This window comes from Rhizobium sp. WW22, assembly GCF_047041135.1.
Classification (GTDB): domain Bacteria; phylum Pseudomonadota; class Alphaproteobacteria; order Rhizobiales; family Rhizobiaceae; genus Rhizobium.
Map to the genome: position 1 here is coordinate 1,660,012 of NZ_CP178199.1, position 25,845 is coordinate 1,685,856.

The following is a 25,845-nucleotide window of genomic DNA, read 5'->3' on the forward strand; positions in this document are numbered from 1 at the left end:
CCGTCCCGTCAAAATCATTTCACAATCAAACCGTAATGGAATTGCACGCAGAGGAACGATTTGATGGAAGAACCCTGGACGACCAATCGCGAGCCGATCGTGGCGACGGAGCTCGACATCAAGAAGGCGGCTGCGATCAACACGCTCCTGCTTCACCCCATTGGCATTCTGCCCGTCAAGGCCGGTGATCCAATTCGTCCCTTTGCGCTGGGTCTCTGGAATGAATTCCGTCCGCTTTTGAAGCCCGATGTGCCAGTCATGTCGCTTCGTCGCGCCACCAGCGCGTTTCTGCATTCCAAGCGATACTATCATGCCTGCGCTCAATTGGACTCCATGCGGCACGATCTCGCCGGCAATCCCGTCGAGCCGCTTTCGGCAGAGGACAGGCTTGCCGCGCAGCAGCGCCTGATCGCGCTGCGTCAAACACACGCCAAGGCGGCAGCTCAGCGCGAAGAGCCGCCTCCGCCGCCGGTAGTCAACAAAGCAGAACTCATTCGAGCCTCCCTGCTGGGCAGACGATCCGACCGCGCCGCTCGCTGACTGGGGCGCGCCTCCTATATTTTCTCATTTTATTGCCGAGAGACCGCAACGGAAGCGCCGTTCGTTCTTCCGTGAGGGTGGTGCGCTGTATTCGCTACACGGCCGCCATTCGAGATAACATTTGCCAAATCTCGCCTGCTCGACAGAGCCGAATGATTCCCCTGGCTATTCGCGCCCCTTTGGGTTTGAAGAGCGGTCACATCGTGCCATGGGACAAACTCGACGTGACGGATCCCGGCCATCTGAAGCTGAAATGCACCGTCGCGGAGCTCGACGCGAAGCCTCGATGAGCATGCGCATTGCCTCCCGATGATGTCTATGCATGATCGCCTTCCGCTTCGGATCGCCTGGCAAACGATACAACCGGACCCAAGACTAGGAATATCGATTGGTTAAGAGCGGATAATGCGCTAACTTAGCCTTGCAGAATATTTGGATTGCCAAGATGTTTGACGCCAAGAAATTCATATTGTCTGGTTTATCATCTGCTGTTGGCAGGTTTCATAAGAATAAAACTCTGCAGAAAGCTATTTTCAACGCCATTCGCCTGAACAGAGCGGAAATAGCCGACGTCATACTGGACGATAACGCCAGGTTCCTCAGCTATTGCCTGGCCAGGCGAAGCTGGTCGCACGCGCAGATCATGCAGGATCTCTGGGTCTGTTTCGAGCTGGCAGAGAAAAGAAACGGATTTTTCGTGGAATTCGGCTCGACCAATGGCTTGAAGAATAGCAACAGCTGGCTCCTTGAGAAGAAGTTCGGCTGGAATGGGATCCTCGCCGAGCCGAACCCGATCTGGCATTCCGATCTGGCGGCCAACAGATCCGCCTCCATCGAGCATCGATGCGTATCATCGAGTTCCGGCGCAACAGTCAAGTTCATCGTTACGGATGAAACTGACCCGGAATTGAGCTCCATTGCAGATTTTTCTCAGGGAGATCATTTTTCCGGCGTTCGCAGTCAGGGGAGACAGATCGAGGTAGAGACCATATCGCTGGACGACCTGCTTGATACCTACAATGCGCCAACCGTCATCGACTACTTTTCGATAGATACGGAAGGCAGTGAGCTGGACATACTTTCTGCCTATAGTTTCAGCCGTGAATTTCAGCTCATTTCCGTGGAGAATAATCCCAAGACCGAAACGGCGATCCAGACGCTCCTTGAGGGCAAGGGATACAGGCGCGTATTTCCGCAGTTCTCGCAATGGGACGGCTGGTATGTTTCGCGGACACTCAGAAGCGGAGAAACGCCCCAAATTATAGCGCCTGAATCCTGAGCGACGCACGGCCTTCCTTGCAAAACAAAGGCACAGACCATCGCACGGCTTTTCTTTCAGTCCGGCATCCCGGGGCGAGCTTTGTCGACACCTCCGCGCTCAGCTTTCGCAGAAAGCCTTGCATCCGAATGGGCTTGAAAGAGATTGTTGGTGAAGAGGTCCGACCCGTTCCTCGAGTTCGACCTGCCGATATCTCGTCCGAGCACTTTTACATAGATGACGTAAAGCAACATGCGCGGAAAAATATACCCAGCCTCGAGCACGGCGGCCAGAATGAAAGACCATGCTAAGATGTCGAGTGCAGAGCTACCAGAGCCGATATTGGAAAGTGCGTAGCCGACCATCACAATGAGCACGATGATCGTAAAAAGCAGAATTGGTACTCTTAGGGCACATAAAGCCCCGACTACGAAAGAGACAATGAGACCCCAAGCCATCAAACGTCCAGCTCCGAGTAGTTCATCTTCGATCAAAAATAATACCTGTTCATAGTATCCGTGATCTGTGCCTCTGGGACAAGTCGAATATTTCCAGCTTATGCGGTTATACGCCCAATTTTCAGAGAAAGACTGACGATGAGGGTGAAATTACTACTCTGAGATGATTATTGGCTGCGATCGATACGCGCAAAATGCGAAAGCCGCTCTAAAAGCATCCTCTGCTTGCAGGCCTTTTGGATTTGCCCGAATCTACGGAACCGTCTTGTCATCACGGAGACAATGCCGGGCCTAACCCATTGTCTGTCGTTTGAGTCAGCGCCTGCGGCTTTTCATCTTCGACGCGAATGACATCGCCGGGCGCGACCGGGTCATTGTCGCTCGCAGGCATGCTATGCAAGCTGCCGTCGACGATACGATCTATCGTGGTCTTGAGCGTGCGTCGCGGATCCTCGCTTGCCAGACTTGCCGTAGCCGCGGGGGCACGCGCTTGAATGTTGTCGAGAAGAGCTTGGGTCGTTGCTGACTTCTCCCTGTTGGCTGCGAGGCGATCGCGCACATCTGCCGCCTCGGTCAATGCCTGCGTACGATAGCGATTGCTGACATCGGCAATATCGCCATCCGCCTTCGCGATGTCCTGCCGTGCCTTGAGATTGGCAAGTGCCACGTCAAGATTCTGGCTTTCGAGCTGGGCCAGGTTCTGATTGGCGTTAAGCTCGCGCGATGACACGGTCAACCCCTGGGAGATCAGCTTGTTGACCGTTCCGACATCCTTGTTGGCGAGTTCTATCTGCTTTGCAAGCGAAGCGGCCTTCGAGGTGAGAGCTTCGATCTGATTGCTGGCGAGAAGCTTTGCCTGGTTCAGCGCATCGGTCTCGGTGCGCAAGGAGCGCTGTCGCGTATCGAACAAATCCTGCTCTTCGTCCATCATGCGGGCGATAAGCGGATCGTCTGCACGCTGCATCAACTCCGGCGGAAAGCTGATCGAGGGCTTGTTGTCGATGACGGCGTCCAGACGCGCCTGCCGCGCCAGAAGGCTGAGCCGCTCGACATCCAAAGAGCGCAGATCACCCCGGGCGACCACGGCGTCTCGCTGCAGACCGACAAGCGTCGGGTCAGTGACACCGAATGTCCCTCCGGCCATGCTGAGGGCTTGAATGACCGTAAGGCCGGGACTGTAATCATAACGCCCGGGCTTAGCCACCAGACCGGTCAGGAAGAATGGCCGGTATTGCGCCACCTCCACCGAGGCGTTGGGACGCTTTTGCATGCCGACCTGCGTCTTCAACCGCTCGCCGATGCTCTCTGCGACCTGCTCGGAAGTCATGCCGGCTGCCGGTACGGTCCCGATGATAGGCAGCGACAGGTTACCCGATGCCGATATGACAAATTCGCCGGTCAGCGGCTCCCATTCGACAGCGGAGCCGGCCATCGGGCGCCATTCATATACGCGTATGCGCAACTTGTCCTGCGGGCCGAGAATATAGTCATCCGCACGAGCGCTCGACATCCCCAGCACGAAAGCCATGCCGACCGCTGCCAGAATAGGCAACCGATACACAAAACGCCGATTAATTTCCCCGGCCACCGACTTATTCAGCTCCATGGCTTCCACTCCTATTCGAGGGTGAAGGCGCCTCATTGGTGCCGCCCTCCGACAATACTTAGCCATGAACGACCTTAGGCTGCCCGCCGGTCGATCTGTTGACGAAGGACGCAAATCTTCTCATGAAGATTTCCGTTCTGAATTCCGCGGCACGCGCGACGGCGTCACCCGGACGAAGATCCATACGCTCGAGATGCTCGACTGCCTCGATCAATGCATCGACGGTCTGGGTCTCGAAAAAGATCCCCGTCTTTCCGGCAACGACCGTTTCGGTTGCCCCTCCGCGATTGAACGCAATAACCGGCCGACCGCTCGCCATTGCTTCGACCGGCACGATCCCAAAATCCTCTTCACCCGGGAAAACCAACGCCCTGCAGCGCGCATATTGCTCTTGCAGAACCCGAAACGGCTGCGGCCCCATCATCGTTACCGTGGGCCCCGCCATTTTCTGCAATCGTTCCAGCATTTCGCCGCCGCCGATGACGACAAGCTTCGCCTTCATTCTGTTGAATGCCTCTACGGCAAGGTCGGGTCGCTTATAGCTGACGAGTTCGCCGACCATTAGATAATGATCGCCGACTTCCGACCGGGGCACAGGATGAAATGCAGAGGTATCGACCGGCGGGTGAATGATTTCGGCATCTCGCCGGTAGTAGCTCTTGATACGCCGCGCAACGGTGAGCGAATTTGCAGCAAAATCATCGACGCGATTGGCGGTCGCCACGTCCCATGTTCTTAGATAATGCGCGAGCGGCGGCATCATCAGGCGGGTCATGAGGCCGGAACTATCATAATAGCTATTATACATGTTCCAGATATACCTCATCGGTGAATGGCAATAACACACATGCAGAGCCGTCGAATTGGGTATTATTCCCTTGGCCGGCCCGGATTCGCTGCTGATAACAAGATCATATTCATTCAGATTCATCTGCTCGAGCGCCATGGGCATCAACGGGAGATATCTCTTGTACATCCGCTTCGCATAGGGAAGCCGATCTATGAAAGTCGTATAGACACGATGTTTCTTGATGACGTCAGAGATGACCGAGGGATCGTAGACATGCGTAAAGATATCGGCACCGGGGTACATCCGGCAGAGGGCCTCCAGAACCTTTTCCCCCCCACGCATTCCAACCAACCAGTAATGTATGATTGCGACACGCATGAAGTACCCCATGAACCGAACAGTTAAACTATATTCAATGTATAGTCTGGAGTTATACTGATTTATTCAGCCGCTCCGACATATTCAGGCTTCGCGCTTTGACATCCGTTGCACTTTTCTGCCGTAGCGTGTGCCGGGAAGGCTGAGCCGTATCGGAATTCAGCCATTTATACGGGCTTATGCTTTCACTATGACGCTCGATGAAAGCCCGCATATCAGCTTCCAACTGGCTCGCTGATGTCTGAGCGCCAGGCGGTGACCGCCTGCGGCTCATTTCCCCGAACCAGCTCTCGACCTGACGCAACCAGAAAACCGGTGTAGGTGTGAAATGCAGGTGATAGCGGGGGCGATGCATCAGCCAGGACTGAACCAATGAGTTTTTATGCACCTCGCTATTGTCCAAAATGATGTGAATATCGATCTCGGGCCGGGCGCCCGCATCAATCTGTTTGAGAAATTCCAGAAACTCGCCGGCGCCATGCTGCTTGTGATATCTATCGATTACAAAACCGCAAACAATATCGAGGGCGCCGACCAGCGAGACCGTCCCTTGCCAAGGTGCGGGATGGGCCTGACCTTCGCCCCCCGAGCGGTTTGACGACCCCACGGATCGCTCGTCGTCAAGCTTCTGAAGAAGGCCGCGCTCGTTGACACCCAACACCAGCGCGCGATTGGGCGGAGACATGTAAAGTCCAAGAATATCAATGACCTTATCGATGAAAAGCGGATCAGTTGAGAGCTTGAATGTCTGCATGCGATGCGGCTGAAGACCGAAAGCCGCCCATATGCGCCGAATTGTCGTATGCGAAAATCCGGTCGCCGCCGCCATCGAACGGATCGACCAATGGGTAGCGTCGGGCATGGATTGAAGAGTGCGCTCAATAATGGCCGCAATCTGTTCGTCATCGATCGTGCGCGGCCGACCCGGCCGCTCCTGATCGAGAAGCCCGTCTGTACGATTTTTCAAGAAGCGCCGCCGCCACTTGCCGACGGTGTTTTCATGGATTCCAAGCTTCGCCGCCACGGCCTTGCTGGTCATGCCATCTGCGCAGTAAAGGATGATCTGGCATCGTTCGGCCATAGAGCGCGCTGCCGCCCGACGCCGATGCACTTGCAGCTCCAGATAATCTCGCTCTTCCTTACTCAAAACCAAGGGCTCTGTGGGCCGTCCGGTCGCATTTGCCATCGCTAAGCTCCCTGCCAACAAGTACTCATTAAATAACTCGAACTTATGTTCCGGTCACTATTCACACAACCAAATATATATAGAGACGATAACCGCCGTATATATTAAGATATACAAAAATAAGTTGTGTAATAACTCGAATTTATCGGAAATAACGCACATATATTGCAGAGCAACAAAGACATTGTCAAATTATTTATTATTTGTTAATCTCAAACTACATTCGATCTCGGCGCGGGACAGCGCCTTTCTAAACATTGCTGACGACATTTCTTTGTTTCTTCCGAATGCGGGGCAAGCTGATGAGGGAAATTAACGTTAGACGTGAGCTCGATACACTGGGCGATCTGGGAACGCGTCGCAGCAGCGGCACGTCCATTCGTCGGGCAAACAACAGAACTCCAACCTCCAGCACGACCAAGCGTTGCGTTGATGCCACCCTGGCCGGGATAGCATTGGTTGTATTGGCGCCAATGATTGTCATGGTCGTGGCTATTCTTTTGGTAACGCAGGGGCGACCGATCTTCCATTCGCATCGACGCGTTGGCAAAAATGGGGTCCTGTTTCCCTGCCTCAAATTCAGAACGATGGTCAAAAATGGCGAGGAAGTTTTAGCCCAGCATCTTGATGCCAATCCTGCCCTCAGGGCCGAGTGGAACGCGACGCGCAAGCTCAAGGACGACCCGCGCGTCACGCAATTCGGCAGGCTGCTGCGCAAAAACAGCATCGATGAAATTCCCCAGCTTTTCAACGTGATACGGGGAGAAATGAGCCTTGTCGGGCCACGGCCGATCGTCGCAAGTGAAGCCGAGTTGTATGGGGCGCATTTTGCCGACTATATCCGTGTCAGGCCCGGCCTGACAGGCCTTTGGCAGGTCAGCGGCCGTAGCGACACCAGCTATGATACGCGCATCGCACTTGATGTGCGCTATATTGCTGAACAGAGCCTATGGGGCGACGTCGTGATCATGGTCAAGACCATTCCGGCCGTCTTGTCGTCTCGGGGCAGCTACTGATCCGGCTGCCTCGGATGCATATTACATGCGATTGCATACGAGCTGCGTAAGCTTCCATTTTCGTAAGCTGCAGCTACCAAACGACCCAGTATAGATTTCCAGAACCTCCGCCGCAGTCGACAGGAGGTATAAACTCCTGGCAGGGAAGGGTTAGCTTTGCACGATATTTATCTCACCGACCAATATGCCGAACTGAACCCAACGTGGCACGAGGAGGATTCCCCGTGGAAAGCACATCAGATCGAAGCGATTATTCGCAAAAATCGGCTGAACTTCGATACACTTTGCGAAGTCGGCTGCGGTACGGGTGAAATCCTCCTAAATCTGTCGCGCTCCTTTCCAAAGGCACATTTTACCGGCTATGAGATTTCCCCCCACGCCTATCAAAGAGCAAAGACGAAGGAAACCAGCCGCGTTTCCTTTCAACTGAGCGATATACTTGAGGAGAAGGATAGTACTTTTGACGTCGTCGTCATTGCCGACGTGATCGAGCATGTCGAAGACTATATTTCCTTCATCAAGGGGCTGCGCTCTTGCGGTCGCTACAAGATTTTCCATATCCCGCTCGACCTTTCCGTGCAGTCGGTCCTGCGTGCTTGGCCGATCGCGAATTTGCGCGATAATGTCGGGCATCTACATTATTTCTTCAAGGATACGGCGCTTGCTACCCTGCGGGGCTGTGGCTACTCCGTTATCGACTATGCGTATACTGCAAGCCGCCTGGAATTACCCAATCAGGCTTTCAGCAGTACATTGATGCGGCTGCCGCGCAGGCTGCTTTATTCGATTCATCCGGATTTGGCAGTGCGAATCCTTGGCGGCTACTCTCTCCTCGTTCTTGCAGAGTAGTCATCCATGGCATCAGCGCAAACCCATGCCGGCGCCTGCGATGGGGCAGATTTGCAGCTTCGCCCCGACGTCTCCGCCTCGGGGGGCGCCCCGAACCGCAACGCTGTCGAGCGTCGATCTCGTCGCCGCGAGGCTCTGACATGAGTATCGAGCCGATCGGTATCGCTGCCATTCTATGTGGGCTCTTCTGCCTCTTACTCGGCGATAGTGCAACCGTCATAGCCCTGGGGGTGGCGGCTGTATTCGGATCGGCAGCGGCAATGTTCGTCGGAGCCGCCAATATTCAGCCCGGCCATGTTATGCTCGGCTTCCTGCTATTGGGTGTCATGACGCGGGAACGTGCAACACGCGAATTTCTCCACGCGTTGAAATTCGGCGAACCTGGCTTCTGGTTTGCCCTGCTTGTCTTTTATGGCGTGCTGAGCGCATACTTTTCGCCGCGGATTCTGTCGGGCGTCACGCAGATCGTACCCCTCGGCACGACAATATTTGACGATAGCCGATCGACAGTTCCGCTTGTTCCTGTTTCGAGCAATCTTACGCAAAGCGTCTACATGGTTGGCAATCTTCTTTGCTACGCGTTGACGGTTGCGATTGCCTCCAATTGGCGCGGCTTTAATGCGGTCTTGACCGGGCTTCTTGCCTATGCCGTTGCCAACACTGCCTTTGCATTTCTTGACGTCGCCACCTATTCCACGGGCACACAAGGCATGCTCGCCTTCATACGAAATGCCCAGTATGTTCTCCATACCGACGATCAGATTGCAGGCGTCAAACGCATCGTTGGATCATTCACCGAAGCCTCGTCCTTTGCACGTTCAACCCTCGGTGTCTTTGCCTTCACCGGCACGCTCTGGCTCTGTGGCCGCCGTCCCTATCTCACTGGTTTTGTCGCCGTAACGTCGCTTATCCTGGTTGTGATGTCGACATCTTCAACCGGCCTCGTCGGCGCACCCGTGATGGGTTTGATCCTTTACCTGACGGCAATTGCCGTCGGAGGGCATAAGAATGCCCGCCGCTTCAGTACGCTGGCGATCGTATTCATACCGACGATTGCGACCGCAGCGGCGCTACTGATCGCGATAGATCCTGAGGTGTCGAAGACCGTATATAATTACATCGACATCATCGCACTCGGCAAATCCACCTCCGACTCCGCCGTTGAGCGGGGCTCCTGGAACATGGCCGCAATCCAGAATGTCGTCGACACCATGGGCGTAGGCGTCGGTCTCGGCACTGCTCGCACCTCCAGCTTTGCCCTTGCCCTTCTTGCAAATGTCGGCATCGCCGGCACGATTTTCTATCTCCTTTTCGCCTTCGGAGCATTGATCAAGAAGCGCGGAACCCCGGGCAGCCTTACCGCGGATGCGCGGCTGGCGGCCTGCAACGGCTGCTTCGGCCTCCTCGTCGGCGATATGCTTGTCAGCCCCGTCATCGATCAGGGCCTATTCTTCTGCATGCTTGCCGGACTGGCGTCGGCCCTGCCGGAACGCAGCAGACAACATACACGCACCGGTCGCCCTATAGGAGTAGTCACCATATGAGCGCTGGCGCCCTTTTTGCGGTCAACGGCCGCTTCCTCGGTCAGAATCCAACGGGCGTGCAGCGTTACGCATCGAATGTGGTGCGCGCGATCAACACGGCGCTTGCCGCCGCCGATGAACGGGCGGCGATCATTGCCCCTTCCGGGACAACGGATCCGGGGTTCAGTCATATGCCGCTAATGCAATCCGGAGCGCTTTCCGGCCATCCGTGGGAACAGATCACCTTGCCGGCACAATGGCATGGCCGCCTTCTCAATCTCTGTAACACGGCGCCGGCGACCAAGGCGGATCAGATCGTATGCATCCATGACGCCAATGTCTTCACCACGCCGGATAGTTATAGCCGGGCTTTCCGGATCGTCTATCAGACGCTTCAACCGCTTCTCGTAAAGCGCTCGGCTCGCATCGTGACCGTGTCGCATGCCGCGGCGCGCCAGATCACAAGACATCTGCCGATCCGGATCGAAGACATCGCCGTTCTTCCCAACGGTCACGAACATGCCTTTGGCTGGGATCCGGCGCTTGCGCAGATTGCGCCGAGCTTCGTCGCCGAAACCTTCGAGCGATGCGATCGTCAGTTCATCCTGGCACTCGGATCCAAGGCGCGACACAAGAACCTTGCACTACTCGTCGACGCCGCACCGGGGCTCGACGAGATGGGTATCGATATCGTCATTGCCGGTGGCGATGCAGGAATTTTCGTCCCGGGCGCACTCAAGGAACGGCCGAACGTCCATATGATAGGACGTGTTTCGGATCACGACTTGGCTTACCTGCTCGAAAGAGCGCTTTGCCTTGCCTTTCCATCCCTAACGGAAGGCTTCGGTCTGCCGATCGTGGAGGCGATGGCGCGTGGCTGCCCTGTCGTTGCCTCTTACTGTGCAAGCATACCGGAAGTCTGCGGCGACGCTGCTCTGCTTGCCTCGCCGACCGACCCGGCGGCATGGGTTCGACAAATCAGAACGCTGAAGGAATCTCCGGGATTGCGCATCGATCTGATGGGACGAGGATACGACCAGATCAAGAACTTCTCCTGGTCGCAAACGGCTGCCGGCTATATGGAGCTGCTGGCGAGCCCATCGCGCGGCCAAAAACCTATAAGCCCTCCGGAATCGGAACTCCCCATATCGCGGTGATCGTCGCGACGCGAGGACGGCCGGCGACCGTAAACGCGACCGTGCGCCACCTGCTGGCCACACAGACGCTAAAACCCAAAACGGTCATCGTCTCCTGTATCGATGCCGCCGATGCCGGTAATCTCATCGGTCATCCCGACGTGACAGTCGTAACAGGCCCCGGTGGGTTGACGAGGCAACGAAATACCGCGCTGTTGAACATCCCCGAGGAATGCGAGATCGTCGCCTTTTTTGACGATGATTTCCTGGCAGACGGGAACTGGCTTGCGGCGGCGGCAAGGGCGTTTCGCGATGATAATCAGATCGTGGGCTTCACCGGCCGTGTGCTGGCCGATGGCGTCGGCGGTCCGGGAATCGGCCTTGAGGAAGCATTGCGCCTTGTCGAGACCGCGCCGGCGAGCGACGGGACCTGGGTAGAGCCCTACAGCCCGTACGGATGCAACATGGCCTTCCGGGCGGAGGCTATCGGTGAAACACGCTTCGACGAACGTCTGGTCCTTTATGGCTGGCTGGAGGATCGCGACTTTGCCGCAGCTCTCGGCAAGCAAGGGGGGCGCTTCGTTAAATGCGCGGAAGCGTTCGGAGTGCATATGGGTGTCAAAAGCGGCCGCGTCAGCGGGGACCGCTTTGGCTATTCGCAGGTGATCAACCCCATCTATATGCTGCGCAAGGGGACAATGACGGGCCCGATGGTCGCCAATCACATCTTCTGCAACATGGCCATGAACTTCTCGCGCGCCGTCTGGCCGGAACCTTTCGTCGACAGATGGGGGCGCGCGAAAGGCAATCTCATTGCAATCAAGGATCTCCTTTATGGGCGCCTTGAACCCGAACGGGCGGCAAAATTGCCGACGCGAAGCAAGTCAGAACAACTCAAGTCAGAGGTGAGGACTAGATGACGCAAAACGCCCCGTCTCTACTGGAACGGTCGTCACGGCTTTGGCGGTTGGACGAACTGCCCGCGGACAAGACCAGCGAAGGGCCGGTCGCGCTCCTGCGATCGTTGTGCATGCTCGCCCTGCGACACAAGACGAAGCTTATTCTTTGCACGGCAGTTGGCGTCGGCCTGGCAGCAGCCTATGCCCATTCATTGCCGCGCACCTACACGGCGACGGCCACTGTCCTGCTCGAACCTCGCCACCTCTCTCTGACTTCAAGCCAGGACGCCCAGAATTTCGACCTCAACAGGGCGGACGGCGAGCTTCAAATCATCCGTTCCGAGCGTCTGCTCTCGGCCGTATTCAGCAGCCTTAATCTTGGCAACAACCCGGAGCTTGGCCCGCAGCCGCCAAGCATAAGTGCGTTTGTCATCGGCAACATAACGGGTGCAATAAACTACGTGTGGTCTGCCATAAGCAGCCCCAACACGGGGAAAGCCCCTCGTTCCGATACCACGTCGGGCACACCGGCAAATAGCTCGGCTGGCGATGCGTACCAAGCAGCCTTCTCGAATTTCACACAGCATCTGGACGCGCGCCGTGTCGGTCAATCCTATGTTATCGAGATCAGCTATTCCTCGTCCAATCCGACGCTTGCGGCACGCATCGCGAACGCTACCGTTTCCGCCTACATCCTGCAGGCCGTGAGCTTCAAGGACGAAATGGCCCGGGCGGGAACCGAGGTTCTTCAGTGGCGCCTCGACGCGCTGGCAGCCCAGGTTGCTGCCGCGACCGATGCCATGAAGCTGGGAGCCTTGCCTGCCGTACCGACGCCCGACGGCGATGCACGAATTATCGGCGCGGCACTCGTACCGCTCAGTCCATCGGGGCCACGCGCCACCTTGATTACCGTTTTGGGAGGTATTCTCGGCGTGCTCTTCGGCTTCTCGATCATCGTTCTCAATCTCGCCTTCGATCGCAAGGTTCGCAATGCGAAAGATCTGGCGCGGGATACGGGGGTACCATGTCTCGGAAGCCTTCCGGATCCGGCTGGCCGGGCGAGCACCTTGCGTGGGACCTACAGCAGAAAGTCCTCGGTTGCCATCAATCAGCCAGGCAGCGCGTACGCCATGGCCATTCACAATCTCAGGACATCCATCGAGATCGCATGCTCGACCATTCGAAACGAGCGAGGACTGATCATCGCGATTACCGGATGGGAGCCGGGTCAAGGCATCTCGAAGATGGGCGTCAGTCTGGCGCAATTCCTCAGTCGAAGCGGCCGGCATGTCACCCTCTTTTATGATGAGGCGGGCCAGCACAATCACAGCAATCGCGAGTCGGATGATCTGCTGATGACATCGCTGGCAGATGCCCTCGTCGACGATATGCGGCCCGAGCAGATACTGCTCTCCAACGGACGCAATGACGGACAAGGCATCGCCCGTTTTCCGATCCATTCCACCAATGCACTGACAAATCTCTATGTCGATTTCCGCGACAGAAGGGCAGGACGGATCGTGGAGACCGCAAGGGCCAGAGGCGACGTCCTCCTGGCGTTACCTCCCGTCGGCAGCTCGTCGGATGCGGTCGCATTGTCAGTCCACGCCGATGCCGTGGTGGTGATTGCCAGCGCCGGCAGGACAACGACCGACCAGGTCAACGATACCTTGCTACAACTGCGACGCGCCGGCGCCAATGTCATAGGCACGGTCATCGATCTGGCAAAGGCATGATGCACGTCAAATCAAATCGGTAGTACTTGCTTCAAGGCACCTGCCATTCAATAAGATAAATTCCCATGAAACCGCCAAGAATTGCCGTCATCATTACCTGCTGGAATTATGAAGCCTATGTGGCGAATGCGATCCGCAGCGTCGTATCGCAGGATTGCGATGAATGTGAACTTATCGTCATCGACGACGGTTCCACCGATACATCATGGGATGTCATCCAACGCGAAGGCGTTACAGCCTATCGCATTGAAAACAGCGGTCAGAGGGCGGCCGGCCTTTATGGCCTGGAGCGCACGCAGGCGCCCTTCGTGCTGTTTCTGGATGCGGATGACGAGCTGGCGCCGGGCTCCCTTGCGACGATCCTCTCGGAATTGGACGACGACGTTGCCAAACTTCAATTCTCTCTGACACGGATCGATCATCGCGGAGACACTCTCGGCGCCGGCACGACCCTCGAAGGATTTCGAGATCGCCACGTGATTGCAGACAGCGTGCTGCATACGGGTGTTTATACTACCCCTCCGACATCGGGAAACGTCTTCAGACGCGACGTCTGCGAATATTTGAGAGAAATGGATTACGATCCAGCGATCGATGGATTGCCGCTCTTCGTCGCCCCTTTCATGGGCGATATCGTCAGCCTGCCCCAAAGGCTTGGGCGCTACCGCATCCACGGCAAAAATTTTTCCGGACTAGGACGCGCAGTCGATCCAGCCCCGTTGCGCCAAGAGCTGCGCCGATTTGTTATGAGGATGGAGCACTTGCGCCGAATTCTGGAGAGAACCGGACGCGCAGACGCGCTCGTTCGACCGGAAGAGGCCTATTATTATATCGAGCGCAATTTCTATCTGGCGATCGCGGAAGGCAGGCGCCCCCCGATCAAGTGCTTCCTTTCTCTGCTGCGAAAACTCCAACACCAGCAATACCCGTTGAAGACCAAGGGGACGATTGCGGCATTTTGCCTGCTCACGATGATATTGCCGAACCGGAACGCCCGCCGCGGCCTCGCCTACCGGCTGAACGGCGGCAACCGTTCGACCGTCGGACTCCTACAGGCGTTGATGTAACAAAGGCATCCTTCACGCGTGGCACAATCGAAGCATCACCGACGATCGGCCAATTCAAACCGTCCTTGGCCGGCGATCAAGCGCATGCCAAGCGCCAGCAGCGTGCCGACATAGGCCGCTGCACCGGTTCCAGCCACGAAGACAAGCTCGAGAACATGGTTCAAGGCACGACCTGACAATTCGTCGCGCAGTATTACGACCCATAAGACCATGACAATGGCAGCAAATCCGATTTTCCAGAGATTCTTCAACTGTGCCCATATTCCAAGCCCCAGTTGCCGCCGCACCTCATCCAGATAGAACGCGAACATGATGGTCGAAAGAAGCACCCTTGCAGCACTGACGCCCGTGATCGAGAAAAGATAGAAGCCGATCGATATCAGTATGACCCGCAGGCACAAATCGATGCTATTCAACCTGAAAAGCACATGCGGGCGATCAAGCGCAAGGCTGACCGAATACAGCGTCTGAAAATAAGGTATTGGGATCACGGACAGGGATAGAAGGCTAAGCAAAGGAGCGGCGTCTTTCCATTTCTCACCTAGAAGCAGATCCGTGACGAGGTCTGCCGTCAGAAATATTCCGATGCAAGCGGGGATCGAAATAAGCATCGCAAACCGAGCCGCCTTTAGAAAGGCCAGACGCATTCGCTGCCGATCAGAAGTTATGAGCGAGAATGCAGCCATGACCGGCTGCAATGCGGGACCGATGAGAGACTGTGTTGGAACGACCGAGACATCGCTGGCAATTGCATAGCGTCCAAGCGTCGTGCTATCGGTCGTCGCGCCGATAAGAAAGCGATCGAACTGCCAGTTGAGCGCTGAAATCAATTGTGCGGAACTAAACCATCCAACGAATCCGGCGAAATCCGAGAGACGCCGCAGCGAAAACGCCGGCCGATATGGTGCAAGAAGATAGGAAACCACCACAGCCGCCACTGAATTGGTGACGAAATTCGCGGCGATTGCCCAATAGCTGCCTCCCGAAAAGACCGTGATCATCGCAATGACAAAGGCACATAGTTTCCCGCTGAACTCCAGAAGAAAGGTTTGACGAAAGCCGAGCTCCCGGACGAAATGTACCATCGCTGGACTGCAGAAACCCCTGGCAATCGGCCCGATCGCCAGAACGGCAATCAGCGGAGTGAGTTGCGGATTGTGATTGATCCACGAGAAGGGCCACGCGGCGGCCAGGACGATGAGCGCAATCAGGCCGCTTCTTACCACACTCAGCGTAAAGCCCGTATCGAGGTGGCTCTTGTCGACCATATCGAGCCGAACCATCGCCTGCGTGACGGGCACTTCCAACACCGTATCGACCACCACGACAAGCGACATCGCCAGCGCCGCCAAACCGAAATCGGCGGGTGTCAGGATACGAGCGAAGAGCAGAAGCGTGCAGAAATCGACGAGGCGGCCGATAAAGCGTGAAACGACGAGCCAACCGGCTCCCTTGAAGGCTTTGAACGCAAGCATGCGACCCTAGCGCTCCGTCTGTCTGGGACCCGGCCCGCGGCTGCGACGGCGCAACGCAAAGACCTGATGTCGAAAGCAGCTCATCGCTGACGACCGCTCCAAGGCTTTGCGAGTCGGAACGATCCCCGTGCCCCATCCGGGATCCGTCGCTCTCCTAGAGAAACCGTTATGCGCCATATCACTCATGTACATATCCTTGGCAGCCTCCGTTGTTCAGCGATACAGCCGGGCCGAGACCCCTCGCAGCACATGCGCCATTTCCAGCGCTGCAAGCAGCGGCGGCTTGAAGCGGGGGAAATCTCGAGCGATGGCGCCCTCACGCCAAAGATGGGATTTCACCGACATCAGCTTCGCGGCCAGGGCGACTTTCTGCGAATGATTGAGCACTTGAACATGATCGGACCGGCCGAAATCCACGGAGCGGGCGCCGACGTCGAGCGCGATCACATCACTCGGACTTGGATTGATGATCGCCTGCTTCAGACGAAGCCATGCACTCCCGGCATCCCGCAGGACCTGACCTCCCGTCTCGACCTGTTCGATATATTGCAGCGCGCCAGTCAGAAGCGGATTTCCGGCCGACGGATCCACCGCGCCGAACCGGATATCCCCGGCATTGGAGACGACGGCACCCTCAGCTGTCTCACTGAAATGACGAACGGAAGAGAGTGCCGGCTCGAACAGGCTTTCGATGATCTGCCAGTACCGTAGAATGACGGTTTCCGGCTTGAAAGGGTTATAAAGATTCTGCTCGACGACAAGGCCGGCGACCCTGGGAAAATGATCCTCACTCAGACCCTTGTAGTTGCACCGGGCAAACTGGATCGTCTCGAAGCGCCGTTGAGGAAACCCCGCAGACAGCAGGCGCTGCGTGCTGCCGTAAAAGCCGGTATCGCAAAGTATGATGCGCTGCGCTCCGGCAGAGATCTGTTCCAGGTGGCGAGCAAAGAGAGCGTTCTGTTTGCGAATGTCATCAAGAACGTCTCGCCCAGCATCCGTATCCAGAAGGGCAAAGAACCGCGCGGGATCGAATATATGGCGCCAGGTATCAGGCAATTCATAGGCACGCCCGCCCAGGGCGCGAGCGACATCTGCAAAGCTTCCACCCTGGAATTCGCGTCCAAGCTCATCCAGGACCGCGGGGCTTCGAAGCACGACCGCCGAGCGCGCGGCCACGAGCCTTGAAATCTGGATATTGTCACGCTTGAGATCGAGTGGAAGCCCCAGCTTCTGCACGAGGCGTTCGAACGCCTCGCGGATGCCGATGCCGCCACGCGCGCAGAAGAGCAGCGCGGTGTCATGCCCAAGTCTGGCCTGCGCAGCATAGAGCCAGATATAGAGACAAAATTCTGCAACGATCGGCCCGAAGACATCTCGGCCAAACAAGACTTTGTCGCTTAGCGTGGGTGGCGCAGGGACGTGCCGCCAAGGCTGCTTCCCCAATCGACTGATCGCCTCGGTTTTTGCTCCGTCCACGCGCGAGGCGTAGCGTTCCAATCGGCTCTTGGGCAGGTGAAGTGTACGCAATCCCATCGAGTCCGGCATTCGAAAATCGGCGATATCGTCATCGCCTATGTGCAAGACGCGAGATGGAGCAACGGACTCGTTCTCGAGCATGACGGAGAACAATGCGCCATAGCGCTTGCTTGCCTGGGCGTCAGCGCTCGAATAGACGCGATCGATCAGGCCTGGGCCATGAAAATGATTGATCAGCACCGTAAGCTCTGCAGCAGAAAGCGCTGTATCGCTGACGGCGACGATACGGGTTCCCGCCTGGCGAAACTGCCGCAGCAGGGCAGCAAGCCAGGCGTTTGCGCGAAGAGCCGTCTTCTCGACCGAAAGCTCTATGGCGATGCGCTCTCCGACAAGATCGTCCGGCAAGCCAAGCAATTGGAGCTGCCTGCGGATAATGTCGCTCAGTTGCACTTCGCCAACCCCTCCGCCCATGTTGAGCGCGCGATAGGCGAACTTCTGCGCGAGAAGACGACACCTGACCAGTTCAGCCTTCTCGACAAACAGTCCCTTTTCTTTCAGGAGGCGGGCAAACCGGGTTTCGCCGGCGGCAATGCGCGAACGCTGCGACGTTCCGCGGCGCAACATCAGTGTGTCGAATACATCGGTGGAAATCAGGTCGATTTCGCCAAGATTCTTGTAGACATCGTCGAGGCTTGGCCGCAGCACGAGATAACTCCCTCGGCGTTCACCGGAATAGTAATAATCGACACAGTCGTAATTTATTCGCAATCAAATCTGGCGGCTCATCAGAAGACGAGCCGATCCGCCGATGATCTAACTACACAAATACGGATATATCAAGTAAAATTGCAATATATATTGAGTATTCACTCGAATTTTTGTTCCATATAGAACTTACACAGATTTGTGATACACCATTAATGAAGTGAGTTCCGAGCACTTTTCGACTTAAACTTTCAATAAGCAAAATTTAATCTAGTGCATGAAAAGCCGCAGCAGGGGACGCTTCCATGAACGATGCGGGTCATTATGCCGCCAACGATGTTATCGCCGAAGTAGAGAGATTTGATGCCATAGTACTAGGGGCAGGCATCTCTGGGCTGGTCTCCGCCTCGGTCCTCCAAAAGCAGGGCTATCAGCGCATCCTGATCGTCGACACCTACGGCCATGTCGGGGGCAATCACATCGACTGGTCGCATGGAGGATATACATTCGATATCGGCAGCCTGATCTTTCAGGACGACTCCCCGTTGCTTGCCCATTTTCCGGAATTGCTGCCGCTCTATGTTCCGATCGAACCGACATGGGCGCGCTTGAACCCTCAGGGAATGATCACTGCCTATCCGATTTCGGTACGCGATGACATTTTCAGCGCCGGCGTCGCTGAAGTAGTCCGAATTTTCTCCTCGGTCATTTTCGCGCGGCTCTTTCAGCGAAAGATGCGCAACGCGAAAGAATTTGCCCGCTATTGGATCGGGAGCCGCCTGCTGCATCGCTCCGGCCTGGAATCCTACATGAAGCGTTTCTATGGAGCTGCCGTCGAAAGCATAGACATCGATCTCGCTCGCAAGCGGATGCTCTGGATCAGCGAGCATGCCTCCTTGAAAAATCAGATCGCGCGGGCATTCAGACGCAGTCACAAAGGACCGAAAAACCGGCAGATGGCTCGCCCGAAGGAAGGTTTTCAATTCCTCTACCGGGCTGCAGTCGAACGGTTGGAGCAGCGTGGCGCGGAATTTGATTTGGCAGCGGACATGCAGACGATCCGCAAGGTTCACGATCAGCTCCACCTGCAACTGCAAGACAGGGTCGTGGCTTCACATCGCGTTATCTCGACCATACCCATTCATATGGCCGAAAAACTGTGTGGCCTCGATTCCGGCCGGAAGCTTGAGACGATCACCCTCATCTCGCTCTATTTCAGCTTTTCCGGCAATCGCGGCTTTTCGCAACCGATCATCTATAATTTCTCGCATCAAGGCGCGTGGAAGCGCCTGACGATGTACTCCGATTTCTACGGTCGGGTCGATGATCGCGAATATTTCACAGTCGAGGTCATCGGCAACCAGATTGGCTGCTCGATAGAACGCGCCGAGAGCGACTTCAGGGATCATGTTCACGCCAACGCCCTTTTTGAGGGTGATCTCAAATTGGAAGGCAGCGACATGCTCGCAGAAGCATATCCCATCTATAGCAAGGGTGCTGCTGGCCATGCTGCCCAAGCAATGCAACAACTCCTTGCGTTCGGTCTCGAATCCTTAGGCCGCCAGGGTGGTTTCAACTATCAGCCAACAGCACGGGCTTCAACAGTGGAAGCAGAAGCAGCACTGCAAAGGCCAATACCATAGGCATTGACAACAGCACTCCTGTATAATTGGAAATACCATTCGAGATAGCAGCGAATTCTTTAATATAAACGCGATGCTTTATCATTGCCATGCCAGGACAGCTAAAGCATACTACGTCAGCATCCTCGATATATCGTGTTTATATTTATCACACTTATATAAGGTGCATTCATGCGGATCTTGCATATACTGAATCACACGAACAGGCTGAATGGACATGTCCATGCAGCAGTCGATCTGGCATGTGCACAGGCCCAATTGGGACATGACGTATGTATTGCAAGCGGCGGCGGTGATTTCGACCCGCTGCTACACAAGAATAATGTCGCAACGGTAATGGTTGACCACCAACGAAAGCCGGTCAATCTTTTGAAATCATCCTTCGCCTTGCGCAAGCACGTCCATGCATGGCAGCCCGATATTGTCCATGCCCATATGATGACAAGTGCAGTTCTGGCGTGGCCGATTTGCAGGTTGTCGGGCACTCCGCTCGTCACCACCGTTCACAATGAATTCGAAAAGAGCGCGATCTTGATGGGCCTTGGAAACCGCGTCATCGCAGTCAGCGAGGCCGTGCGCGCTTCCATGCTCAGGCGGGGGATACCGTCATCGAAGCTTTGTGTGGTCCTTAACGGGACGATCGGCTCGGTCCGCTCCGAAGGCCGCAGCAGAACGCCGGTCGATCTGCCATCTCCGAGCATCCTTTTCGTCGGCGGCCTACATCCGAGGAAAGGCCTGCCCGATCTCTTTGAGGCCTTTCGCCTGGCGCACGAACAGCATCCCGAGGCCAGACTTGTTATCGTCGGAGAAGGGCCCTTCCAGACCAACTACATGGAAATGGTGGCAAAGATGGAGTGCGCTTCGGCTGTCGCTTTTCTGGGAGCGAAAGAGGATCCATTCCCCTGGATGGCGGCGGCGGATATTTTTGTGCTGCCGTCACATGCCGATCCGGCACCGCTGGTTCTCTCCGAAGCCCGCGAGGCAGGGTGCGCGGTTATCGGCAGCAATGTGGACGGGATCCCGCAGCTCCTGGAATATGGGGCGGCGGGAATACTGGTGCCGCCGCACGATCCGCCCGCTTTGGCCGCCGTGCTCAGCGAACTCCTTGGAGAACCTGCCCGAATGCAGGAGTGGAAGGATAAGAGCCAAGTTCATCTCGACCGCCTGACGATCAGTCGCGTCGCCCATGAGACGCTTGATATCTATGGCAGCGCCCTTGCAGCCGGCTCGAAGAACGCAGCCGTCGCCGCGTAGGACTTGAACCGTCAGGGACGATGCAATCGATCGAGGAGAAGCAGCAATGCCAAGCCTGACATCCCGGCGCAACGTGCTGATAGGCACGGCATCGTTGGCAGCGGCCGGCGGCCTACTGCTTGCAAACCGTCATCCGGCGGCGCAGGTACAGCAGGATCCGACCGCAGGCCGTACCGTCATCTTCGATGAAAACTTTACAGCGCTTGATCAGACGACCTGGCATGCCGGGGCCAAGGCGACCACCTTTGACAGCGGCTTTTATGGCAGATCGGCCTTCAGCCGCTTCGGTGGTGAGGAAGGGTTCGATCCTTATGCGATCGTCGACGATCCATCCGCCAGCAACGGCAAGGCACTGCAGATCTCGGCTCAATATATTGGGCGCCCCATGCAGGTGCCGAACTATTACGGCAACAATCTTCCCGAATATCAATGGATATCGGGCAATATCCAGACGGCGAGGCCTGACGGCACGATCCTGAGGGGTTGGCGACAAGGCTATTTCGAGGCGCGGATGTGGTTTCCTGCCCATCCCTTGAGCTTTCCGGCTTTCTGGCTGATGAATGGCAGAAGCATTCTGTTCCCAGCAACGAGCAACGAACTCGACATAGTCGAGCAGAAGGGCTGGGAGCGCAATTTATACGGCGCCTATCTGCATGAATGGGGCAAGCCTGGCGAGCATCACGAAGGAGTGGGCGTTCCCACCGACGTCGATATTACAACCGGCTATTTCCGCTATGGCCTGCTCATCGAAGGTGCACGCTGCCGCTTCTATTTCGAACGCAAGCAAATCGCCGATCCGAAGACCGGCGGGCTCATCGAGTGGACGCTCGGACGCGCGGCAGAGATGGACGCGCAGAACGATGTCTTTTGGCCGCTCCTGACGCTTGCTCTGCGCTCAGATGTCCCCTTCCCCGATCCCTTGCAGCCGCAGGATCGCCAAACCCACATGCGTGTCGACTACATGCGGGTCTATGCATGATATCCCTAAGACCCGGCGAGCGCCGGGTTTCATGATGCCGTCATCTTTCAGGCAATGAGCGGTGCAGGTCCCATGGCGGCTATCCGCAAGGCATCTGCATGAACATCCACGACGCGTTCTGTGTCGTAAATATCAATGAAGTTTTGCCGAAATTCGGCATGCGCACGCTCTTCCTCGATATGGTCGCAATAGTAAAGCATCGCCCTGACAAGCTCCTCGCCTCCGGAAACCGGCACGAGAAGGCCGAGGCGTCTATCGACCAATATGTCGCTCGGGCCAAATTCACAATCGGTCGAGATGACCGGCAGCCCAAATCGCAACGCCTCACATATTGCCAACGACCACCCTTCCCAGCGTGATGTCGACACATAGACATCACTCGCCGCCAGTGCCGGTGAGGGATTGTCGGGATGGTGTTCGACGCTTACTACGGCTGCGAGCCCCAAATCCCGTATCTGGTTACGCAGTTCAGCCTCGCCGTCTCCATAACCCACGACCTTCAGCCTGATATTAGGACGAAGCTTGTAGGCTTCGGCAAATGCCGTGAGGAGAATGTCCTGCCCCTTCTGGAAGGAGAAGCGACCAACATTTACAAACGTGACGCACCCCTCTTCTCCCTCGGGCTTTTGAAGGGCATCGAAGCGTCTGACAGGATTGGGCAGCCAATATTGCCGGACGTTGCTTCTGAACATCGCTTTGAACGATTCAAGCTGCCTTGGCGACGTGCCGAACACATAGGTCAGCCGCTTGATGAAATAGATCCTCATCAGGAAGAACAGGATCTTCGCTTTCAGATGGCTTGGCTCCAGCCGCGGGTTGCCATGCAGGTGCATGGCAAAATTCCGCCGGATGCCGATACAGGCAATCATGCAGATCACTGTCGGCTCGATCTGCGGAACAACGACCAAGTCATAGTCTTTTGCGCCGATGACATCGCGCAAGACCGACATGAGCTCGCGTCTGTTGTGTACGATCCTGTCGATTATGTTGTAGCTCTGTGTTCCGTGCGGCCGATTTTTATGCTCGGACGTGTAGAGAACATCGATATCGAAATCGGCGGGATATTTATCGGAGAGGGCTGAGCATATCGTATCGACAACTCTCTCGATACCGGCAAACGAACTCGTTCCCGGCTGGATATATAGGATTCTCTTGGGGGACGCAGGCGAAGCCTGATCCGTCTCAGTCGATAATGCGGCCTTCATCTGCACGCGCCCTCTTCGACCTGTCCGTTCGTCTCTAACTATACTATCAATGCTAAAGCTATATGAGGGAATATTGCCTCAAATTCGGGAGAAATCTACACGAATAATGCCGGCGATCGAATAAGTTCTCGTTCGCGACTATAAACCTCGCCTTACGCCTATTCGAGCATTCGATCTTGCTGCATCGGCCAGTTCCAGGAGCGGTAAACTGGTCGTGCGTGTCGCACAGAGCTGACCGCCAGCCGTCAGTCGGCGGATATCGGCCCTTCACCGCAATCTCTCCGCAATGGCCTCGGCGACCTTTCTTGCCTGCACGCGAATATCCGGCACGGCGGTAATTTCCCAGAATTGGCCCGCAGTCAGCGCGCCGACGGCATAGATGACCGCTTCGCTTCCGCCCGAACCAGGGATGCGTGAGCGCTCATCAACCACCAGTCCGAGACGAAGCGGGTCTGCTTCGATCAGGCCTTGGCGCTGCATCTCCTGCAGCAATGGAGAATGGGCGATGCCTGCCCGCTCCATGCCGGTGCAATTCACGATCCAATCCGCCTCAATCGATGCGGTAAAGCGCTCGCCGCGAGGCCGGTAATGAACGGTCAAAGCCTTCGATCTCTCGACATTCCGCAGATAGCCGGCACGGACCGAAACCTGGCCGTTCTGCAGCATCCTCTCAAACCTCCGGAACACATCCGGGGCAACCCGATGACGATGGATGTTCCACCAGGGTAACGCATGGCGCAAAAAGCGGCGGCGCTCGGCCTCCGGCAATCTCGACCAGAGAGCTTGCGTTTTCGGGCGCAGGCCATCCATGACTCTGCGCCAGTTCCCCGCATCTTTGCTTTCGCGACGGAGAATATGCAGGAGTTCACTCATTCTCGTGGGCAAAGCTCCGACGTCGATCTCGACCGCCGGCTTCGGATGACTGACGTGATCGTGCGAAACCAGACCGCGCCGCGACAACACGATTATCTTGCCGGTGAAACCGTGGGCAGACAGTGCCAAAACCTGATCGATCATCGTCAATCCCGAACCCAGGATACAGACCGTATCAGTCTTACTGACGCGCCTCAGCCATGACAGTCGCCATGGATTTTCGATGATGTGGGAGCGCAGGCCGGCAGGCAATCCGGTCAAATCGAAGGGCAGTTGAGCATTCCCCACTCCGAGGCAAAGCACGACGCTTCGCCCGGCGATCTCATTGCCGTTGTCCAAAATAAAACCGAGCGCGGAACCGTATCGCTCGACGCATCCGGTCGCCTTGGCCTTGATGAAATCAACCCGGCAACGCCGTTTCCTGTTGCGCAGCAGAGCAGCCAAACTGTCTCGAATATACAGGCCATAGTCCTGCCTAGAGGCGAAATCCCCCGCATCCAACGGTCGCTTATGCTCCCGCAGCCATTCGACAAAAGCATTCGGACGGTCCGGAAAAAGGCTCATGCGGCCGGCCGGCACGTTCAAGCGATGGAGGTAGAGTTCAGTGCGATAGGCGGTTCCGCGGCCAAATCCGGGATCGTCTCCGACAATGGCGATAGACGCAGTTTCGGAAAGCAGTTCCACGAGGTTGCAGACGGTGGAGATGGCCGAAAAGCCGGAACCCACGACAACGGCATCATAGATCATGGCTTGCCTTCTTCACTTTCGGGCGCTGCGGGAATTGCCAATAAATTCCTTTCGTCTGATTTAGGGCGGATGGATTTCGATCCAACATGCGGCGACCTCTTGCCGGGAGATATCCAATGTCGCCCTACCTTCTTCCGCTCATGACACGGCCGTGCGCTTGGCACGCTTTCCCGACGACTAAGATATTATCTATAAATTTCGTAGATTAAAAGAATAGGTTTCCGCCGCCTTCCCTTGAATGGGCAAATGAATTTCTTTGTCCTGCAGGTCGCTCTCCCCAGCGGCCAGCAGCGCATTTTCTCAGCCGCTTATTGTTCCAATGAAGGAACTCTGGGTGCCGACATGAGTTGGGGTCTTTCTTTCAAAGAGGATAGAGACATGCAAGTGAACGCGACAATGACACGCGACGTGCGCGTCGCAAATCCCAACCATTCCATTCGCGAAGCTGCGACCATGATGGCCGATCTCGATGCCGGCATTATCCCAGTCGGCGAGCATGACAGGCTCGTGGGCGTGATCACGGACCGCGACATTGCGGTACGTGCAGTCGCGCAAGGAAAAGGACCGGAGACCAGGATCGGCGACGTGATGTCGGCAGATGTCAAATATTGCTTCGAGGACGATGAGGTCGACGATGTGATGACGAACCTGGGCGATATTCAGCTGCGGCGGCTACCCGTTCTCCATCGCGACAAGCGGCTGATCGGCATACTCTCGCTCGGCGATATTGCCGTTTCCATCGAGGACGGATCCGCCGGCGCTGCACTCGCCGAAATATCGAGGCCCGGAGGAGCCCATTCGCAGAGCTGAACCGGCGACTATCGAAGGAGTGACGCGATGTCTGCATCAAAAACAACGACGGATCACAAGCTGATCCGCCAATGGGTGGAATCAAGAGGCGGACACCCATCCCGCATGAAGAACGCCGGGGGCGCTGGCGGCCTTTTGCGGATCGATTTCGAAGAGCCGGAGAAAAACCTGGAGGAAATCGCTTGGGACGAATTCTTCCGGATCTTCGACGAGAACAAGCTGGTATTCTCCATCAG

The 25,845-nt window shown here is 56.2% G+C and carries 19 protein-coding genes and 2 pseudogenes; 13 read left to right on the plus strand and 8 right to left on the minus strand.

Translation table 11 applies throughout. The features are described 5' to 3' along the window. Window positions 1–63: 63 nt before the first annotated feature. Together ACK83U_RS26705 and ACK83U_RS26710 are read left to right on the plus strand one after the other, a co-directional pair. A complete protein-coding gene (locus tag ACK83U_RS26705; RefSeq protein ID WP_112337051.1) occupies window positions 64–540 on the plus strand; it encodes a ProQ/FINO family protein in 477 nt (158 codons plus the stop codon). Between the two features lie 445 nt (window positions 541–985). Next, on the plus strand, window positions 986–1,819 hold the full coding sequence (locus ACK83U_RS26710) for an FkbM family methyltransferase (protein ID WP_112603504.1): 834 nt from the start codon (window positions 986–988) through the stop codon (window positions 1,817–1,819). 56 nt (window positions 1,820–1,875) lie between these two features. Here ACK83U_RS26710 and ACK83U_RS26715 read toward each other — a convergent pair whose 3' ends face one another. The 4 genes from ACK83U_RS26715 to ACK83U_RS26730 all read right to left on the minus strand — a co-directional run bounded on the left by ACK83U_RS26715 (window position 1,876) and on the right by ACK83U_RS26730 (window position 6,216). Next, window positions 1,876–2,256, minus strand: coding sequence for a hypothetical protein (locus ACK83U_RS26715; RefSeq protein WP_112410785.1), 381 nt, complete (start codon window positions 2,254–2,256; stop codon window positions 1,876–1,878). 271 nt (window positions 2,257–2,527) lie between these two features. Continuing rightward, window positions 2,528–3,862, minus strand: a complete 1,335-nt coding sequence (locus tag ACK83U_RS26720; RefSeq protein WP_412474931.1) for a polysaccharide biosynthesis/export family protein — start codon at window positions 3,860–3,862, stop codon at window positions 2,528–2,530. Between the two features lie 58 nt (window positions 3,863–3,920). Continuing rightward, entirely contained in the window at window positions 3,921–5,030 is a 1,110-nt protein-coding gene (locus ACK83U_RS26725) for a glycosyltransferase (protein ID WP_412474932.1), read from the minus strand. A 52-nt stretch (window positions 5,031–5,082) separates the two neighbouring features. After that, a complete protein-coding gene (locus ACK83U_RS26730; protein ID WP_112603153.1) occupies window positions 5,083–6,216 on the minus strand; it encodes an IS630 family transposase in 1,134 nt (377 codons plus the stop codon). Between the two features lie 302 nt (window positions 6,217–6,518). Here ACK83U_RS26730 and ACK83U_RS26735 point away from each other — a divergent pair, with 302 nt between their 5' ends. The 6 genes and pseudogenes from ACK83U_RS26735 (at window position 6,519) to ACK83U_RS26760 (ending at window position 14,442) form a co-directional block, all read left to right on the plus strand. Beyond that, on the plus strand, window positions 6,519–7,232 hold the full coding sequence (locus ACK83U_RS26735; protein WP_112603151.1) for a sugar transferase: 714 nt from the start codon (window positions 6,519–6,521) through the stop codon (window positions 7,230–7,232). Between the two features lie 156 nt (window positions 7,233–7,388). Then, window positions 7,389–8,081: a class I SAM-dependent methyltransferase gene (locus ACK83U_RS26740; protein WP_112337055.1), complete on the plus strand. Its 693-nt coding sequence runs from the start codon at window positions 7,389–7,391 to the stop codon at window positions 8,079–8,081. A gap of 140 nt (window positions 8,082–8,221) precedes the next feature. Then, complete coding sequence (locus ACK83U_RS26745; RefSeq protein ID WP_112603149.1) at window positions 8,222–9,625, plus strand: hypothetical protein; 1,404 nt, start codon at window positions 8,222–8,224, stop codon at window positions 9,623–9,625. Next, window positions 9,622–11,660 (plus strand): annotated as a pseudogene (locus tag ACK83U_RS26750) (glycosyltransferase). The gene ACK83U_RS26745 and the pseudogene ACK83U_RS26750 overlap by 4 nt, the downstream one beginning before the upstream one ends. Next, the gene (locus ACK83U_RS26755; protein WP_112603145.1) at window positions 11,657–13,375 is read left to right on the plus strand and encodes a Wzz/FepE/Etk N-terminal domain-containing protein; all 1,719 of its coding nucleotides are present in this window, start codon (window positions 11,657–11,659) and stop codon (window positions 13,373–13,375) included. The pseudogene ACK83U_RS26750 and the gene ACK83U_RS26755 overlap by 4 nt, the downstream one beginning before the upstream one ends. 65 nt (window positions 13,376–13,440) lie before the next feature. After that, the gene (locus tag ACK83U_RS26760; RefSeq protein ID WP_112603143.1) at window positions 13,441–14,442 is read left to right on the plus strand and encodes a glycosyltransferase family 2 protein; all 1,002 of its coding nucleotides are present in this window, start codon (window positions 13,441–13,443) and stop codon (window positions 14,440–14,442) included. A 35-nt stretch (window positions 14,443–14,477) separates the two neighbouring features. Here ACK83U_RS26760 and ACK83U_RS26765 read toward each other — a convergent pair whose 3' ends face one another. Both ACK83U_RS26765 and ACK83U_RS26770 read right to left on the minus strand, forming a co-directional pair. Beyond that, the gene (locus ACK83U_RS26765; protein ID WP_112603141.1) at window positions 14,478–15,917 is read right to left on the minus strand and encodes a lipopolysaccharide biosynthesis protein; all 1,440 of its coding nucleotides are present in this window, start codon (window positions 15,915–15,917) and stop codon (window positions 14,478–14,480) included. 213 nt (window positions 15,918–16,130) lie between these two features. Next, a complete protein-coding gene (locus ACK83U_RS26770; RefSeq protein WP_112603139.1) occupies window positions 16,131–18,098 on the minus strand; it encodes a hydrolase in 1,968 nt (655 codons plus the stop codon). 305 nt (window positions 18,099–18,403) lie between these two features. Here ACK83U_RS26770 and ACK83U_RS26775 point away from each other — a divergent pair, with 305 nt between their 5' ends. The 3 genes from ACK83U_RS26775 to ACK83U_RS26785 all read left to right on the plus strand — a co-directional run bounded on the left by ACK83U_RS26775 (window position 18,404) and on the right by ACK83U_RS26785 (window position 21,974). Continuing rightward, complete coding sequence (locus tag ACK83U_RS26775; RefSeq protein WP_112603137.1) at window positions 18,404–19,741, plus strand: NAD(P)/FAD-dependent oxidoreductase; 1,338 nt, start codon at window positions 18,404–18,406, stop codon at window positions 19,739–19,741. Between the two features lie 171 nt (window positions 19,742–19,912). Beyond that, complete coding sequence (locus ACK83U_RS26780) at window positions 19,913–20,995, plus strand: glycosyltransferase family 4 protein (RefSeq protein WP_112603135.1); 1,083 nt, start codon at window positions 19,913–19,915, stop codon at window positions 20,993–20,995. Window positions 20,996–21,041: 46 nt separating this feature from the next. Next, window positions 21,042–21,974, plus strand: coding sequence for a 1,3-beta-glucanase (locus ACK83U_RS26785; RefSeq protein WP_112603133.1), 933 nt, complete (start codon window positions 21,042–21,044; stop codon window positions 21,972–21,974). A 47-nt stretch (window positions 21,975–22,021) separates the two neighbouring features. Here ACK83U_RS26785 and ACK83U_RS26790 read toward each other — a convergent pair whose 3' ends face one another. Both ACK83U_RS26790 and ACK83U_RS26795 read right to left on the minus strand, forming a co-directional pair. Then, the gene (locus ACK83U_RS26790; protein WP_112603131.1) at window positions 22,022–23,179 is read right to left on the minus strand and encodes a glycosyltransferase; all 1,158 of its coding nucleotides are present in this window, start codon (window positions 23,177–23,179) and stop codon (window positions 22,022–22,024) included. A 267-nt stretch (window positions 23,180–23,446) separates the two neighbouring features. Next, on the minus strand, window positions 23,447–24,799 hold the full coding sequence (locus ACK83U_RS26795) for an FAD/NAD(P)-binding protein (protein WP_112603129.1): 1,353 nt from the start codon (window positions 24,797–24,799) through the stop codon (window positions 23,447–23,449). A gap of 378 nt (window positions 24,800–25,177) precedes the next feature. On the opposite strand from ACK83U_RS26795, the gene ACK83U_RS26800 reads away from it, so the two are divergent. Both ACK83U_RS26800 and ACK83U_RS26805 read left to right on the plus strand, forming a co-directional pair. After that, a complete protein-coding gene (locus ACK83U_RS26800; protein ID WP_112603497.1) occupies window positions 25,178–25,609 on the plus strand; it encodes a CBS domain-containing protein in 432 nt (143 codons plus the stop codon). Window positions 25,610–25,636: 27 nt separating this feature from the next. Next, window positions 25,637–25,837: pseudogene (locus ACK83U_RS26805) on the plus strand (hypothetical protein); the annotation flags it as partial. Window positions 25,838–25,845 lie beyond the last annotated feature (8 nt).